This is a genomic window from Singulisphaera photorubra, assembly GCF_045290345.1.
Classification (GTDB): Bacteria; Planctomycetota; Planctomycetia; order Isosphaerales; family Isosphaeraceae; genus Singulisphaera.
On sequence record NZ_CP155447.1, the window covers coordinates 5,242,470 to 5,259,395 of the forward strand.

At 61.4% G+C, this 16,926-nt stretch carries 11 protein-coding genes; 3 read left to right on the forward strand and 8 right to left on the reverse strand.

Annotation, left to right across the window (positions count from 1 at the left end):
* Positions 1-132 precede the first annotated feature (132 nt).
* Both V5E97_RS19865 and V5E97_RS19870 read right to left on the reverse strand, forming a co-directional pair.
* Positions 133-471: a hypothetical protein gene (locus V5E97_RS19865; protein WP_406701017.1), complete on the reverse strand. Its 339-nt coding sequence runs from the start codon at positions 469-471 to the stop codon at positions 133-135.
* Positions 472-744: 273 nt separating this feature from the next.
* Entirely contained in the window at positions 745-984 is a 240-nt protein-coding gene (locus V5E97_RS19870) for a hypothetical protein (protein ID WP_406701018.1), read from the reverse strand.
* A gap of 771 nt (positions 985-1,755) precedes the next feature.
* Between V5E97_RS19870 and V5E97_RS19875 the strand changes: the two genes are divergently transcribed.
* Positions 1,756-4,032, forward strand: a complete 2,277-nt coding sequence (locus V5E97_RS19875) for a PAS domain S-box protein (RefSeq protein ID WP_406701019.1) — start codon at positions 1,756-1,758, stop codon at positions 4,030-4,032.
* A gap of 110 nt (positions 4,033-4,142) precedes the next feature.
* Here the strand turns inward: V5E97_RS19875 and V5E97_RS19880 are convergent, their stop codons facing one another.
* Positions 4,143-5,852, reverse strand: a complete 1,710-nt coding sequence (locus V5E97_RS19880) for a hypothetical protein (RefSeq protein ID WP_406701020.1) — start codon at positions 5,850-5,852, stop codon at positions 4,143-4,145.
* A 557-nt stretch (positions 5,853-6,409) separates the two neighbouring features.
* On the opposite strand from V5E97_RS19880, the gene V5E97_RS19885 reads away from it, so the two are divergent.
* Positions 6,410-8,638, forward strand: a complete 2,229-nt coding sequence (locus V5E97_RS19885; RefSeq protein WP_406701021.1) for a penicillin acylase family protein — start codon at positions 6,410-6,412, stop codon at positions 8,636-8,638.
* Between the two features lie 197 nt (positions 8,639-8,835).
* On the opposite strand, the gene V5E97_RS19890 is transcribed toward V5E97_RS19885, so the two are convergent.
* The 5 genes from V5E97_RS19890 to V5E97_RS19910 form a co-directional block, all read right to left on the reverse strand.
* Positions 8,836-9,843 carry a redoxin domain-containing protein gene (locus V5E97_RS19890; protein WP_406701022.1) on the reverse strand — a complete coding sequence of 336 codons (1,008 nt, stop codon included), beginning with the start codon at positions 9,841-9,843 and terminating at the stop codon, positions 8,836-8,838.
* A gap of 74 nt (positions 9,844-9,917) precedes the next feature.
* A complete protein-coding gene (locus tag V5E97_RS19895) occupies positions 9,918-11,201 on the reverse strand; it encodes a glycosyltransferase family 4 protein (RefSeq protein WP_406701023.1) in 1,284 nt (427 codons plus the stop codon).
* Positions 11,202-11,308: 107 nt separating this feature from the next.
* Positions 11,309-12,271 (reverse strand): NAD-dependent epimerase/dehydratase family protein, encoded by a 963-nt coding sequence (locus V5E97_RS19900; protein ID WP_406701024.1) that lies wholly within the window; start codon positions 12,269-12,271, stop codon positions 11,309-11,311.
* A gap of 74 nt (positions 12,272-12,345) precedes the next feature.
* On the reverse strand, positions 12,346-13,275 hold the full coding sequence (locus V5E97_RS19905) for an NAD-dependent epimerase/dehydratase family protein (RefSeq protein ID WP_406701025.1): 930 nt from the start codon (positions 13,273-13,275) through the stop codon (positions 12,346-12,348).
* 338 nt (positions 13,276-13,613) lie between these two features.
* Complete coding sequence (locus V5E97_RS19910) at positions 13,614-15,197, reverse strand: thiamine pyrophosphate-binding protein (RefSeq protein ID WP_406701026.1); 1,584 nt, start codon at positions 15,195-15,197, stop codon at positions 13,614-13,616.
* A gap of 251 nt (positions 15,198-15,448) precedes the next feature.
* On the opposite strand from V5E97_RS19910, the gene V5E97_RS19915 reads away from it, so the two are divergent.
* Positions 15,449-16,657, forward strand: a complete 1,209-nt coding sequence (locus tag V5E97_RS19915) for a GspE/PulE family protein (protein ID WP_406701027.1) — start codon at positions 15,449-15,451, stop codon at positions 16,655-16,657.
* Positions 16,658-16,926: the final 269 nt, after the last annotated feature.

Here is a 16,926-nt window from a genome sequence, read left to right on the forward strand (position 1 = left end):
ACTCCTCCCCGACATCGAGTCCATTATCGCCTTCAGGAGACCGAAAAGGAAGTGCGTGCTCTTGAGCGCCGGAGGTTCTTCCCCACAAAAATAGCCAAACCGGAAAACTTACACAAAATCGGTAAGCCAGATTCAGCTTGATGCGGATCCAGGCGTTCCCGCTGTCGACTCTTGATCTGTTTTTCGGTAGCCGAGGCTCTGGAGCACCTCGAGGACTTCGCTCCAGGTCGGGAACATGCGCCCACTCGACTTCTTGTAAGCCTGCATGGCTAACATGAATTCGGATTCCAAGCTTGATTCTTCGCAGTCATTCAAGACCGGCGCGACCTCTGATAGTCGATCGCCGGTGCGGGTCACCTTGGTGACTCGGGCCGCTCGGGCTGGCTTGGTCCGAGGTTGGCAACCAATCTCAGAGTCGGCGGAAGTCCGATTGCTGGTGGCCGATTTCTTGGCTGTCGCAAGGCGAGCCACGGGGAAGCTCCTTCATGGGGCTGCCCTGGCCAGGCGAATTCGCCAATGGCGGCCACGGCATAATCATCGTGTCTCGAGACTCCATCCTCCCCAGTGGCCATTCCATGATTCGGGTTCCTGATAAGAACAGCCTAGAATGTTTTTCCTAATTTGACTACCGTCCACCAAAAAATTACCAGCAAGAGTGACGATCTCACCTTAAACCGAACACCGAGCAAGCATAAAAAAGCTTCCGGGGACGACGTCGGGAGGGCAATCGCCTCGCGGCCAGGTCTAATTCATACATCCGATGGGCAAGGCCCCGACCCAGCCGAGACCGGGCACATGGACGAATTCGATCGGGCGGTCGCGGTCGGCGAGGGTTTCCCACTCCAGCTCGGACCAGATGTGGAGTCGACAAAGCATCGGGCCGGCCGTCACCTGGAGCGACTCGAGGCGTGGGGGAGACTCGGGACAAACTGAACTCGACTTATCGTTATCGCGCGGAGTGTCTTGAATTCGGACGAGCTTCATACTCTCTCCTTGAGTCAAATGGGGTCCCGGAGCTCCGAGATGCGTCCCGCAGTCGACGCGAGCGAACGGTTCCGGTTCAGGGGCGGTGTATCCTGCTCCGCCAACTGGGGATCATTCCCATGCGGAAATCCCTGAGGGCAGCCTAGGTCAGGAACAAAGAGGCGCCAAATTTCACGCTCTTTTTTTCAAGATCGTTCGACGTCCGCCAAAACGGGGGCACAATTGGAGGGCAGAGAATGGCTCAATTTCCCCCATCCGGGCGATGTTTCTCTGCTCCTTTTTCAGATTGTAATGGCACTGATGCGACACTGCTCTCGACGAGCCATTTCACAATGCTCGCATTGATGGGGAGTCTCGGCAAAAAACGCGCACTATATCTCTCTTAGGGTTGAAAGTCGACCCAACCAAAGTTCAAATACTAGGATTGAAATCGTCGTAATACCGGCATACTCGTCAAGGCTCATTTTATTCTCAGCAACTGCCCGGTCAGCCGATTTTCCAGGGAGCGGAGCGGCGATCAGCGAATCGAGATCTGAAGACATATTTTATCGAGATCCCGAGGCGATTGCCCCTGGTATGAGGGGACGTCCTTGACAGAGAGATAGGGGGACGTAGAAGATACTTATGGTAAATCAGGCTGGCTCACTGTTGAGGCAGCTCATCCAAGGGGCGCGCCATTCGTGGTCGACGACTTTGGCTTGGGCCACTTCCCTCTCTGTCTCGCGACAAATCCGCAACCGGCGCGCCACGGTTCGATCCGAGTTAGAAATTATGCAGGAAGCCGCACGTCCCTTCTCGCTCCAGCAGGCCTCCGTGTTTATCGCCGTCCTGATCGTGTCGGTCCTTTCCCCATTCGTCGATGCTCAGGTACGGCTCTGTGTGCTTCTCTTGGCAGTCACGTTTAACACGTGGTACGGAGGCCTCCGGCAAGGGACGATGGCCGCGGTCTTCTCCGCGATCGTGATCCTGGCCAATTCGTTGGCGATGCGTCATTCGATCTTGATCGAACCGATGCACGGGGTCCGCCTCATCGTCTTCCTGCTGAGCTGCTACTTGCTGAATCGGTTCGCCATGTCCCACCGACTCGCCGAAGCGTTTCGGAGCCGCAATGAAGAATGGAACCAGAAGCTGGTGGAGACGGCTCGCGAGGGGTTTTGGGTCTTCGACAACGACTGGCGGACGACTTACGTCAACAACCGGTTGGCCGAAATGCTTGGCTATGCGAAGCGGGAACTTCTCGGTGAAGATTTTCGAGAGTTCCTCGTCGACGGGTTTCGGATTCGCTCGGCCCAGGACCTGACGCGCCGCGACCACGAGCACAGCGACCAGCAAGACCTGCGATTCCGCCGAAGTGATGGTTCACGCCTCTGGGCCACGGTGACGACGAGCCCAATGACCAACGATCGGGGAGCGGTGGTCGGACTGCTCGCGGTCGTCGAAGACGTGACCGAACGAAAGCGAGCGGAGCGTGACCTCGACAAAGCGTTGCGCGCCCTTCAAATCAGCGAAGCGCGACACGGTCGCCTGGTCGAGTCCAATATCATCGGAATCATCACTGCCGACCTCTCCGGCGATGTCCTGGAAGCCAACGATGCCTTTTTGAGGATGGTGGGCTACTCCCGGGAAGATCTCAACCTCGGCCAGGTCCGCTGGTCCGACATGACCCCTCCCGAATTCATGGAACTCGACCAGCAGGCCACCAACGAGCTCTGGGCCACGGGGGCCAGCGTTCCTTATGAGAAGCAGTTCATCCGCAAAGACGGTGAACGCGTCCCTGTTTTGATCGGAGCTGCAGCGCTCGAGCGATACCCCAAGACCTGGATCGGCTTCGCACTTGATCTGACGGAACGAAAGCGGTCGGAAGCCGCGTTGCAGGAGGCCAAAGAAGCCGCCGAATCCGCCAGTCGTGCCAAGGACCAGTTCCTCGCGATGCTCAGTCACGAGTTGCGGACCCCCTTGACGCCTGTCCTCCTCATGGCCACCGCGATGCTTGAGGAGCCGGACACGCCCGCTGAAATCCGCACGATGCTCGAGCTCACTCGGCGGAACGTCCAGCTCGAGGCACGATTGATTGACGACCTGCTTGACATCACCCGAATCAGCCGAGGCAAGCTCGATCTCAATCGAGAACATGTCAACGCACACGCACTCATTCAGCAGGCCCTGGAAATCTGTCGCGACGACATCCGCGCCAACGAGCTCCAACTCAGCCTCGAGCTCGCCGCCGGCGAATACCACATCGACGGCGACCCTGCGCGGCTTCAACAGGTCTTTTGGAACCTGATCAAGAACGCGGTCAAATTCACGCCAAGGGGAGGCAGCCTCTCCATCCGATCTTTTCATGCCGACCCGTTTCCCAACGCCACCGCGGCGCGGTTTGTGGTCGAGGTCAGCGATACCGGCATCGGCATCGAGCCGCATACTCTGCCGAAGATATTCGATGCGTTCGAGCAGGGTGATTCCACCACCCGGCGGCGGTTCGGCGGGCTCGGACTCGGACTCGCGATCAGCCGATCAGTTGTCACGGCCCACGGAGGACGCCTCTCGGCCTTCAGCGCGGGCAAGGACCAAGGCGCCAGCTTCACGCTCGAGCTGGCCACAGTCCCCGCCCTGGCCCCCGTGGCGCAAGCTCCCACGCCTTCCTTGAGAACCGGTTCGACTCATCGTTCCTTGAAGATCCTCTTGGTTGAGGACAACAAGGAGACCCTCCGCTACCTGTCCTGGATCCTGGCGCAACACCAGCACAAGGTCTATACGGCCGATTGCATGTGGGGTGCGCTCGAAGTCGCGCAGGAAGATACGTTTGACCTGGTCATCAGCGACATCGAGTTGCCCGACGGCAGCGGGCTTGAACTGATGCAGAGACTGGGCGGCGGGCTCGAATTCCCTGGGATTGCGCTCAGCGGATTCGGCTCCGACGACGATGTGCAAATGAGCAAAGCCGCCGGCTTCTCCGAACACCTGACCAAGCCGGTCGATTTCCTCAAGCTCGAAGAGACGATTTATAACGTGACCTCAGCCATCCCTCACAACGAACTCGCTCGTTGAAGCACATCTTTTGGGGATGAATTGAACGTCGCCTTCCCCTGAGCCAAGGCCGCGGGCGGGTCACCCGCAGTCCCAAGGGAAGCAACGGAGATAGGGCGTTGGCGTCGTTCTCAGCGACGAAGCGCTCGCTGGAGCAAGCTGGAAGCTCGTGATGTCGACGGGGGGGGCGAGGATTGGGGCTCAACCTCGATCCAGAGCTTCGGCTCATCGCCTGGAGCGGGAGGCTTGTCACCCAGGCCATCGGCGTCGCGAGCGATCAGGCTGATTCCAAAGGTTCCCTCACCGTTGAGTTCGACCAGGACCGGTGAGACTCGATCCGCGTCCTTGCCCTGCCTGCTCCATGTCTTACCGCCATCCTCAGTGACCCAGATCTCGACGACAGCGGGCCGGCCGTCAGGCCCCGCACGATCGACCGCATAGTCGAGAAGGAACCGAGGACCGGGCACCTTGAGCTTGTTGGTGGGGTTGGATACCGCCACCTCGCTCGGACGACTAGTTCCGGCGGGCTTCGCCAAGGCCGCCATTCCCACTCCGGGATCCGCTCCGACATCCGACGGAATCCGCGAGCTCAACGCCCGCAACGGTGTAACTGGATTCTCGAGGCCCGCTCTGCGGGACGCCTCCTGGCCTGGAGTAAGCTCACGCTCGCTCAGCGCCCCTGCCGCGTCTCGAACTCCCCCCTCCACGACCTCGGGAAGCGAATCAGCCCCCAATAAAGGCGCAGAGGTAATTTGCGTTGCAAAGGGCGCTCCACCAAGCGTTGTCACCAGCGAAGAGGCATCCCGAGCGTGCGGTTCAATGGCCGCTGGGGCTGGATTGTGAGGCGAGGCCTGGTGGACGATGTCCTGAGCCGAGGGGTGAATCGCAGCCAGGGCCTCCTGGCCAACCCGAGATTCAGGGAATCCCTTGGTAACGCCTTGTCCCAGGTTGTCCCGACTTTCCAACTGGGGGGAAGGCCGAGCCGACGACTGACGGACCGGCAAGCCCCCTTGTGAAGCTGCCATCGCAGTCGATTCAGGCTTGAGGCCCAAGTCGGGAGACGGAGAGGGCTTCGGACCGGACTCTGGTTGGGGCGTACGCGCGGTCGCCGTCGCGGGAACTGGCTCAGGTTCCGTCGCGGTCTCTGGTGGAGGCGTACTCGCGATCACCGTCGATTGCCCGGGCCGGCTCGATCCAAGAATGAGGATTTTCTCGGACTTGTTTCCCGCGAGGTCGAGGGCCGTGACACGGACTTGCAACGGCTGGGCATAGCCGGAATCCCAGGTCGCAACCCCGGGCGTCCCCTCCGCATCGAGCGGGACCGGGTGCCATTCCTTTTGCCCTTCCACCTGGTACTCGAGGACCGGGGGATGCGGGTCGGGATGGTCATCTCTGACCTCCCAGCGCACTGAGGCCAGGCTCGCGCTTCGAACGAGTGGATCGAGGACAATCGAAGGCGGCTTCGTATCGACCACGATCTTCATGCTCGGTTCGATCCGAACATCGTCGGCCGGAAAGAGCCGGCCCTGTTCGTCAACGGACCGGACGGCGAGCCAGTACTCGCCGTCGTGTTCGGTGTTGAAGGTGAACGCAGGCCGATCGGGGGTGGTCACCCCTTGCTGCTTCCAATGTCGACCCTGGTCGTCGGAGATCCAGAGTTGGAGTTCGCGTCGGCGAGCGCGCTCGGCCGGATTGATCTGAAACGGAACGCGGAAGGATCGCGACTTATGATAAATCGTCGTCGGCCCCTTCGATGAGGGGGGGGCCTGCGCCGTGGCTGTTGGGTGCGTCCCGATCCCCAGGGCAAAGGTCAAAACGAGCCCTGCGATCGTCAATCGCACTCGAACCCTACTCGGCTGCATATGATCCCTCCTTGGATCAAAGCCCCTCGAAACCGTCGAATGAGGAGAGGCGTCATCGGCTTTGATGCGTCGAGCGGAGCGATGATCGCATCATCGCTCACGCCGAGAGAAATATCTCTCGCCCGTGTGAGCTCTCTCTTTCACGCGGCTTCAACCGGCCAGACAACTCCGTGTCCCCTGGTCACGTCGTTCATCCTTGTCCGACGTCACTCGGTTTGTCTCGGAAAGACAAGCCCTAAGGAGGAAACCAGGGGCAAGCGGATTCCCGACGCCTCCGTCCAAAGAGGGATCGATAAACCGGTCGATCCAATACACGGCGCGGAATTTAACCGAAGTCCCCATTTGCGACAAGCGAGGAATTGCCCTAACTCGAACCCTTGAAAACCGAAACGGCCTGATCGTGCGGGAATCGACTCAATTGACGCTCGATCGAATTTGAATCATCCTGCACTCCCGGCTTACGAGTTGCTCCAAGAGAAAATTTCACTCGGGTACACTTCCTGGTTTGATGATTCGGGGATGAAAAGGAAATCGCGATGAGCCAAGAGCGCTCAATGCTCCGAGGCGAAGCCGGTCCGATCCGCATCGAACGGACGGAGAAAGGGATCGCCCAGATCACGGCCGAAGATGCCGACGACGCCCTGCTCGGACTAGGATACTGCCATGGGCGCGACCGTGGTCTCCAGATGCGACTCGTGCGCAATTTCGGGCGGGGGCAGACCTGCGAGCGGCTCCGTGATACCGACGCCATGCTCGAGATCGATCGCTTCTTCCGTCGCCTCAACTTCTGTGGTGACGCGGCCGAACAAACCAGGGCGCTAACCCCCCGCGTGCAACGGGGAAATGAGGCCTACGGCCAGGGCGTGAACCTCGCCTTCGAGGAGCTCGGAGTCCCCTGGGAGCTTCGAGTCCTCGGCGGGACGTCCCGAGACGAACCCTGGACCTTCGCCGACGTCTATCTCACGGCCAAGGTGATCGGATATGTCGCGCTCGCCATCAGCCAGAATGAGATCGAACAGTGGATCATTGAATGCGTGCAGAGCGGAATCAGCCGAGCCTTGCTCGAAGAGCTGTTTCCGGGACAACTCGAGGGACTCGACGAGGAAGCGCTGCGGCGGATCCAGCTTCAAGAGCGGGTCGTGCCCGAAGCGCTCTGGCAGATACCGGGGCTCCCCGCGGCGATGGCCTCGAACAACTGGGTTGTGGCCGGAGCGAAAAGCATCTCAGGGCGGCCGATCGCTTGCAACGACCCGCACTTGCAGGTCAACCGACTCCCCGCCTTCTGGTACGAGGCGGTGCTCCGCTGGAACTCCAAGGGGGCACCCCGCTATGCCATGGGCGGCTCGATCCCCGGCATCCCCGGCATCGTCGTCGGACGCAACCCCGATGTCGCCTGGACGGTAACCTATGCGTTCATGGATTGTGTCGATTCCTGGATCGAGGATTGTCGCGAGGGACAGTATCGCCGGGGCCAGGATTGGATTCCCTTTCGAATTCGCGAGGAAACGATCCAGCGCAAACGGAACCCACCCCTTGTGGTTCGGTTTCACGAAAACGACCACGGCACACTCAATGGAGATCCCCACAAACCGGGCCACTATCTCACCACCCGTTGGTCGTGCGGCGAGCAGACCGGCGCCATGTCGCTCGAAGCGATCCTGGGCATGCTCGAGGCCCAAACGCTCGACGAGGGAAAACACCACTTATCGCATCTCTGCAATTCTTCATGGAACTGGCTACTCGCCGACCGAGATGGCAACATCGGGTACCAGATGGCGGGCAAGATGCCACTGCGGCGGCCCGGAACCTCGGGCCTCGTTCCCTTGCCCGGCTGGGAGCCCGGCAATGACTGGCAAGGGTTCGCCGCGACCGAGGATCTGCCCCAATGTGTCAACCCACCTGAAGGCTTTCTGGCTACGGCCAACGACAACCTGAACGGTTATGGCAAGTGCAAACCGATCAACCTCTGCGTCGCTCCTTATCGCGCCGAGCGCATCCGGGCGGTCCTCTCCCGGCCGGAGCCCTTCACTCTCGAAGACATGAAGACGTTGCAGTTTGATGTCCGCTCCACTCAGGCCGAACGCTTCATGGCCATCCTGAGGCCGTTGCTCGACGCCGCCGACCCAGGTGAAAACCAGCAGATTCTGCTCGACTGGGATCACGGCTATGACGACGACTCGCGCGGCGCTTACCTTTTTGAACATTTCTACCGCGAGTTGCTCCAGGAGGTCTTCGGCGGCCAGAATGTCACCAAGCACCCCCGATCCCACCTGGGCGTACCGGTCGTGAATCATCTGCTCAACGAGACGACCCTGATGGCCGAATACTACGGAGCCTTCGACGCCGTCCTGCTCTCCGAGCAGGCCCGCTGGTTCGGCGGCCGCCCGCGTCAGGAAATCTATGCGACGGCCCTCGCCCGAGTCCTCAGCCTCGAGTCTCGCCCCTACGGTGAGGCCCGTAAGATGAGGCTGGAGCATCTGCTGCTTGGCTCGAAGTTGCCGAAGATTCTTGGCTTCGATCACGGCCCGATTCCACTCAAGGGGGGCCGGGCGACCATCCATCAAGGTCAGTGGCTCCGCGCTCAAGGACGCAGGATCGCCTGCGGCCCCTCGTACCGCTTCGTCACCGACCTGGCCACGGACGAGATGGAGACCACACTCCCCGGCGGTCCCAGCGACCGCCGGTTCTCGCCTTGGTACGTGAACGGCCTACTTGACTGGCTGGAGGGAAACTACACGGTCCTTCGCGGAGCAGACCGTCATTGAGCATCAGAAATGACTGACAGAACCTTGGTCGGCCCGAAGCCGTCGGCGGTTCATCGACCGGGTGGCCAACCCCGGGGCCTTCTCGAAGTCATCCGCTCCCCGCTCATGTAGCCACCCCCGCTGCGGCGGAGGCGGCTGCAGAGAAGCAAAACATCATAATTACAAGATCAATCTACGAATCCAGGATTCCGATCGGCTCAACGCAACGGCAGTGTTGCAGACCGTTGAGACACCGCCGGAACCTTGATGAGCGTGGCCAACGCTTTTTCGAGGGCGGGGCCGCGAAGTTCCAGGCGAATGATCTTTCCTTCCGGGTCGATCAGGAACGTGGCCGGGATCGAATTCACGCCGAAGGCCTCGACGAGATCACCGCCACTGCTGCCGTTATGAACTTGCCGCCAGGGGATGTTCCGCGCTTTGACAAAGTCGAGTAGCGCCGTTTTCGTTTCGTCGAGACTGACCCCCACGACCTCGAATCCGCTGTCGTGATACTTCGCGTACGCCTCTTGCACGTTTGGCAGTTCGGCAATGCAAGGGGCACACCAAGTCGCCCAGAAGTCGACCAGGACGTACCTGCCTTTGAGGTCGGCCAGACGCAACGGCGCTCCCTTGATGTCCTTGACCGAAGTGTCAGGGGCCGGCTTGTTCACCTTGTCGAGCCGGTTCAGGTCGGCGCGGATCTTCTGACGCAACGTCGGGCTTTCGCCGTAACGTTCGAGCAGGGTCTCATAAACCTGCCTCGCGATGGAGTATTCCCCCGCGGCCGTCGCGGCATTGGCCAGAGTGTCGGTAAAATTCGCGGCGAACTCTTCTTGATCGTCCTTGCCGAGTCCTCGCATCAATTCCTTGTAGCGACCCAGAGCCTCGGCGTACTTGCCAGTCTGGGCGCGGGACATCGTGCCGACGATTCGCGCGAGCGATTGAATCGGACCGTCCGGCTGATCGGTCAGGTAACGGGTCGCGATCGCCTCGTGCTCGGCGAACCAGTCATGCTCAATCGCCTTATTGAAGAGCAACATGTAGGCCTGTTCAACATCCTCGGCTTTCGGATGCTCATCAATATAGGCCTTCAGGTCGTGGAGCAACGCGCGATCGTGTTTGTCCTGGAGCGCCGAGACGCTCGAACCCTTCGGCTCCTGGGCCGTGACCGCCGATGCGGTCGCGGCCAGGATCAGAGTGGCGATCAGAGTCTGGAAGTTCGACACGAAAGTCCTCTCTTTTTCATCCTGTCGGGCCAGTTCGACGAGGGCCCGGACAACCCATTTCATCGAATCGAACGTCAGGCCGATCCGCCGGCGACCTGTGCGGTAACCGTGAGCGGGGCATGAGCAGGTCGGCGCGTGGGGAGGAGATCGCTGATGACTTCGTTCCACTGGGCGCAGCAGGTCGCCTTCTCGTGCGAATCCAGGAAGGCCGCGCGGGCGAGTTGCCCCATTCGATCGGCCCGGTCAGAATCGGCGGCGAGACCCGTCAGAGCGTCGACCAGGCCGTCGACGTCTCCCAGGCGAATGGTCATTCCGCAGCCGGCGTCACGAATCGTGTCCGCCGATTCGCTATGCTCGGGGCCAACGAAAATCGCGGGACGACCCGAGGCCATGGCGCCGTAGAGCTTTCCCGGAACCACGATGCCCGTCATCTCCCGACGCATCGAGATCAGGTGAACGTCGGCGATGGAAAGCGATGCGTGCAGGCGTTCCCTCGGGAAATAGTCGAGGAGTTGGATGTTCTCCAATCCCTCTGTCTCTTTTGCGGAGCGCACCTCGGCAAGACGAGGCCCGGCCCCCACGAAGAGAAAGACGATGTCCGAGCGATCGCGGAGACGTCGGGCCGCGGCGAGGAACTCCTCGAAGGAATGGGCCAGGCCGAGATTGCCGGAATACATCGCCACGAACTTGTCCGACAGGCCGAGTTCGGCCCGAAGCGGGTGCCCGAAGCGTGGCATCGGGTAAATCTCTTCGCGACGGCTCCAGACCGGCACCGTGACCAGGCGATCGCGGTGGACCCGCTTGGCCGCGATCCGATCGGCCATATAGGAACCAAGCACCACGACCGTGTCGGCCTGGCGATAGACGAAATCGCTCAGCCAGGCGAGCCCGGCCACGACGGGGTTGCGTCGCGACATCCGGCCCAGGGCCAGACTCGCGTCGGGATGGAGATCCATGCTCCAGTAGACGTGCCGCGTTCCCTTGAATCGCCTCAACAGGGTCCCGATGAGACCGATAATCGGCGGCGTGCTCAGGGTCACAACCACGTCGAACCGAGGCATGGTCAGACCCGAGGCCACCGCCCGAGCATAGAAGCTCAAGTAGTCGATCATGCGGGTCAAGGTACTGCGCCGGCCTAGCGAGGTCGTCGGTACACGATGGATCTGGACGCCGTTGTGGACCTCGAACGCAGGGGGACGCGGTGTGCCCGGCTTGTATCCCCCTTGGCCGCAGAGGACGTGGCACTCATACCCTTCGGCAGCGAGCGACTCGACCAGGTCGGCCAAATGCTGAGCGGTCGAGGCGTGGTCGGGCCAGTAGTACTGGTTTACGAACAGGAGCCGTCCGGGCTGAGGCATTGCGTCCGCTCCGAGCCGCATCGAAACCGGACCCGCCATTTTACGAGCCCGAGGCGCGGCGGCTCGATTCCGCCTGGCGACGCCGAACGCCCTTCTGAACCATGCTTTCACCATTTGGTGTCCGCCTGGGCCTTATTGGCCCGGTACCAGGCAATCGTCTTAGCCAGGCCGGACTTCAGGTCGGTCGGCGCGATCCAGCCATCCAGAGCCTGAGTCATCCGGGTCACGTCGAGGACCTTCTTGAGCGCGCCATCGGGCTTGTCGGCATTCCAGACGACCTCCCCCGCATAGCCGGTCACCGTGTTGATCGTCTCGACCAACTCACGAATCGAAGTACCGATCCCGGTGCCGATATTCAACGGCATCGCCGCGTCGTCGTACTTCTCCGCCGCCAGCACGATCGCGTCGGCGCAGTCTTCCACATAAATGAATTCGCGGATTGGCTTGCCCGTGCCCCAAACCTCGAGGCTCGGCGCCTTGCCCAGCTCTGCCTCCACCCATTTTCGGACCAGGGCCGCCACCACGTGCGATCGATCGGGGTTGTACGAGTCACCCGGCCCGTACAGGTTGGTCAGGATCAGGTGAATCGAATCGAGTCCGTACTGCCGCTTGTACGCTTGGGCCTGCACGGCCATCATCTTCTTGGTCAGGCCGTAGTTCACCACGCTCGCGTGACACGGCCCCGCCCAGAGATCCTCTTCCTTGAGGTTCCCCTCAAGATAGCCGGGATAGCTGCAAGCCGTGCCGATCGCGACGAACTTATTGACCTTGGCCAGACGGGCGGCCTCCATCAAGTTCGCGCCCATGACCAGGTTCGAGTAATAGAGCTTGGCGGGCTCGGCGACGTTGATTCCAATGCCGCCGTAATAGGCGGCGGTGTGGAAGAGCATGTCGCAAGGGTGCTCGAGAAGGCACCTCAGGCAGGCTTCGAGCGTCGTCAGATTATAGTCACGCTGGCGAGGAACGAAGACCTTGGCCCCTAAACCCTCGAGCCGCTTGACGAGATGCTGGCCGAGGAACCCCGCCCCCCCTGTAACCGTCACGCGCTTGTCCGACCAGAAGCCTTGCATCGGTGTCCGTCCTCCCTGAGGTCCTGTCTCTAGATGGTGCGCGCGTTGCGTTGAATGCCAATTCGTCGATTTGATTAGACGTTGGCGAATGGGTTCTGGAACTCGATCAACTGAGCGGCTCGGACCAGTTCGGCGATGCCACGGTCCAGATCCACCGTCGTCTCGAATCCTTTGGCTCGGATCTTCTCGTACGAGACCTCGTAGTTCCGCTGATCGGCGTCGCTGCCGAACTCGGCGAAGTGCAGGTAGAAGTCAACATGCTCGAGAATTTTCCGGGCCACGTCTTCCTTGGTGAAGTTCATAGTCTCATGGCCGACGTTGTAAACGTCGTCCTTGACCGTGTCCCACTTCTCCAGGGCGAAGATCATCGAGCGGGCCATGTCGCGAACATGCACGAACGTTCGCTTGAAGCCCCCCTGATACACGATCAGGCTCTTGTTCTTCACCGCCTGGTAGGTGAAGTCGTTGGGCATCAGGTCGAGTCGCATCCGGTTGCTGACGCCGAAGGCCGTCGCATAGCGATACGCAATGCCGTTGCCCGCATCGAGGACCATCTGCTCGGCCGTGGCCTTGGTTTCACCGTAGAGGGTGATCGGAGCGCGCGGGGTCTTCTCGTTGCAGATATAATCGGGAACGGCACCGTAGATACTGCCAGTCGATGCGAAAATGACCTTCTGGTCGGGCTTGCGTTGGCTCAGCAGGTTACGGGTCCCGTCGACGTTGGTCGCCTGGGCCAACTGCGGCTCCTTCTTGCAAGCCGGGTAGCCGACGATCGCGGCGAGGTGAACAACGGCGTCCATGCCCTCCAGGGCCTTCTTGACTCCGGCCTCGTCGGTCACGTCCCCTTTGATCAACTCAAAGGACTGGTGCTGGCAGCAAGGGAGAAGCCCCTGGCCGCCGAACTTGAGCGAGTCGTAAACCCGGACACTGTGCCCCTGTTCCAGAAGCATGGGGACGAGGGTCGAGCCAACATAGCCGGCGCCGCCGGTGACGAGGATGCGCATGGGAAGTCCATCCTTGGGTGCTGATGATCCGTCGATTCGTTGCGTGAATTCAATTCAAGGGGAGAGGGCAGGCGGCAAGTTGAGACGTGTTCAAAGCGCCGGGGCCTCGTCCTTGCGGCCAATCCAAAGTTGCGTATACGTTGGAGACAGGGACTTTTCCATGGCCCAGGTTCGTTCGCGTTGTCGGCCATGGCCGCCACGGAACCGTTTCACTGAGCTATCCCGTCGGCCGCTACTATCGAAAAGTCGAGCCAACCTGTCAACGTCACTTCCCGCCGATCCGCCGGCAAAGGCGAACCAGGTTGGCCCGAATTCCCCCGCTTCGTCCTGCCGAAGGCTCAGGTCCGGAACGATCTCCAGCGGTCGGGGACTTCGATCACAGTCGGCCCGGAACGACCGAGAGCGGCGGTGACGGCCTCTCTCAGTTCGGCGGCGTCGGTGACCCGAGCCGAGGGGACGCCAAATGAGTCGGCCAGCTTGAGAAAGTCGGGGTTATTCAACTCGACGTCGAGATATCTTTCCTCGTGGACACGTTTCTGAATGTTCTTGATCGCTCCGTAGCTGGAATCGTTGTGAACGATCGCGATCACGGGGAGGTGATATCGAGTCGCGGTCGCGAGTTCCTGGGCGGTCATCAAAAATCCGCCATCGCCGCTGATCGAGACGACGGGCTCGCCTTCGCGGGCCACGGCAGCACCAACGGCCGCGGGAAAGCCCCATCCTAAAGTGATATAATTTGATGGATAAAAGAGACGACGAGGGCCGTATGAGGTCCAATCGGTATGCAACCGGTAGCCCATTTCGCAAGCGTCCGTGAAGACGGGAATGGCTTCGGGCAGAACGGCACGGAGCGTCTCGATCAACCATTCGGGCCGAGCAGGCCGCGCCGCTCGCGCCTGCACCCAGATCGCGTCCCAGCCCCCCGTCCGAATTTCGGGCAAGGCTCCAAGCAGTTCCGTGAGCGCGGCTTTTGCATCGGCCTCGATGCCGACGGCAACCGGGTGGTTCATGCCGATCTGGTCGGGGTCAACGTCGATCTGCACGAGGTTTGCCGGAACCGGCATGCGTCTCCAGTCGGTCATGACCTCGGTGAACCGGCAACCGATCGCCAGCATTGCGTCGGCATGCGGCAAGGCTTCCTTGGCGCGTGCCGATCGAGCATGCCCCAGCGAATAGGGATCGCGTTCATCAAGGATTCCCTTCCCGTTGAGCGAGGTGACGACCGGCGCACCGAGGCGTTCGGCAACGGCCCGGACCTCGGCGGCCGCTCCCGCCCAGAGCGCCCCTCCACCGGCCAGAATGATCGGCCGTTGGGCACCTCGGAGCAAGGCGACGGCCTCGGCAATTGCACTGGCCGGTACCACTGACGACGAGGTGGGAGCCGCCGGGGCAACTACAGAGCCCGAGGCCTGAAATTCTTCCCGCATCAGATCCTGGGGCAGGAAGAGCGCCGTGGGGCGAGGCCGGCCACGGCTCATCGCTTCAAACGCCTGGTCAAGCATCGCCGGAATGTCATTGACGTTACGAACGGTGCCACACCATTTGGTCACCGGTCGGAAGATCGACTCCAGGTCGATCTCGTGATAGGCGCCACATTCCTGGTGAATGCGATCGGCGTTGACCTGTCCCGCGAGTAGCAAGATCGGTACCGAGTCGGCCCAGCACTCGGCGACCCCCGTCAGGGCGTTGGTCGCGCCGGGGCCGGCCGTCGTGCAGACCAGGCCCGGCTTGCCGGTCGCCCTGGCATAGCCGTCGGCCGCGAATGCGCCCGCCTGCTCATTGCGAGTCAGAATCGTCGCGATCGATCCGTGGCGGCCAATCGCGTCGTAAATCGTCGTCGAGTGGGAGCCCGGCATCCCAAAAAGATGCCGAAAGCCGAGACGAAAAAGACCTTCGACCAGGATATCGGCACCATTCATCATGGCCAAAGCTCTCAATATTTCCTAATCTGGTCGCAGTTCCACGGATCCCGCTCCGCGAGACTGTACCCGAATGCCCAGGGCTCGGGTAGGGAGCGGCCGATCCGCGGCGAGGCTTACCGCATCCGACAGACGTCACGCCCGAGTCCTCTCACGGGCTCGCGACGGTTTCGACAGCAAGCGCCGAATGCGTTAGGATGAATCCCGTACTGGACGGCCGGCTTGTGGGACTGTTTGCGAGGGGACCAAAGGAGATGGCGTCGGTCACATTGCCCAGCCGAAAATTCCGCGAGGACCTTGCGTCGAAAGTCCCCGGGCGTCCGACATACGCCACCGAGGTTGTCGACCTGATCTTGGCTGAAGCACGAGCGTTAGGCGCAAGTGATGCCCACTTGCAACCGACAGCCGACGGCCTCGAGATCCGCTGGCGGATCGACGGAGTTTTGCAACCGGCCGGGAATCTGCCGATCGGGGTCGCCGCCAACGTGATCGCGCGGCTCAAGGTGCTGGCGGACCTCCTGACGTATCGGACCGATGTCCCGCAGGAAGGACGGATCCGGTCGGCCCCGGGCGACGTTGAAATGCGTCTGAGCCTGTTTCCGACGCTCTACGGCGAGAAGGCCGTCATCCGCCTCTTCGCCGCATCCGGCCGTTACCTTCGACTCGATGACCTGGGGTTACCGGCCGAGATTCAGGAGACGCTCAGGCGGCTTCTCGGGGCGACCTCGGGAGCGATCATCCTCAGTGGGCCGGCAGGTAGCGGCAAGACGACCACGATCTACGCCTGCCTCCGTGAGCTCGTGGCCTCGACCGACGGGCGAAGGAACCTGGCCACCCTGGAGGATCCGATCGAAGTGCCGGTCGCCGGCGTGGCCCAATCTCAGGTCAATCACGCGGCGGGGTTTACCCTCGAGACCGGTCTCCGCTCACTGTTGCGGCAGGATCCCGAGGTAATCGTCGTCGGGGAAATCCGCGACCCGGCCACCGCCGAAATCGCGTTTCAGGCGTCGCTGACCGGCCACCTGGTTCTGACCACGTTCCACGCCGGTAGCGCGGCCGGAGTGATCGGCCGGCTCTCCGACATGGGCATTGAGCCGTACCTGCTCCGCAGCGGCACGCTCGCGATCGTCAGCCAGCGGCTGGTTCGCAAGCTCTGCTCCTGCGCCCAGGTGACCGAAGATCCCGCTCACCTGCTTGGCCTATCGGTCTCGCGTGCCTGCTTGCCCACAGGCTGCGACCTCTGCGGCGGAACGGGCTACCGTGGGCGGATGCTCCTGGCCGAGATGCTCGTTCCCGAGTCGAATGCCCTCGGCACCGCGATCCTGACACGCTCCGACGTGGAACGGCTGGGCCGGTTAGCGATCGAAGCGGGAATGGTCGACCTCTGGGCTCGCGCTCGATACGCCATCGAAGAAGGGCAGACCTCCCCCGCCGAAATCCGCCGGGTACTTGGCGTCACTTGATGCCGGCCACGGCCGTGCTTTGCCGCTTTGAAATTTTTTAAAAGGCACGATCACGGGGCCGAGGCAGTCCTCATTTCTATCGACGGCTTGCAGCCCGAGTAAGGGCACGAGTCGAACCAGAAGGTGGCCATGACCCTGGACCCGTCACGGAGGCCTAAGGCACCGGGCAAGTGTGGACAAGCGTAGCCAGGCACATCCGTGGCGAAGTCTAGAGAATTCAGTGAAGATGGATGCCCGGCCGCAACCTCGATGGGTTTTCCTGGATCTCC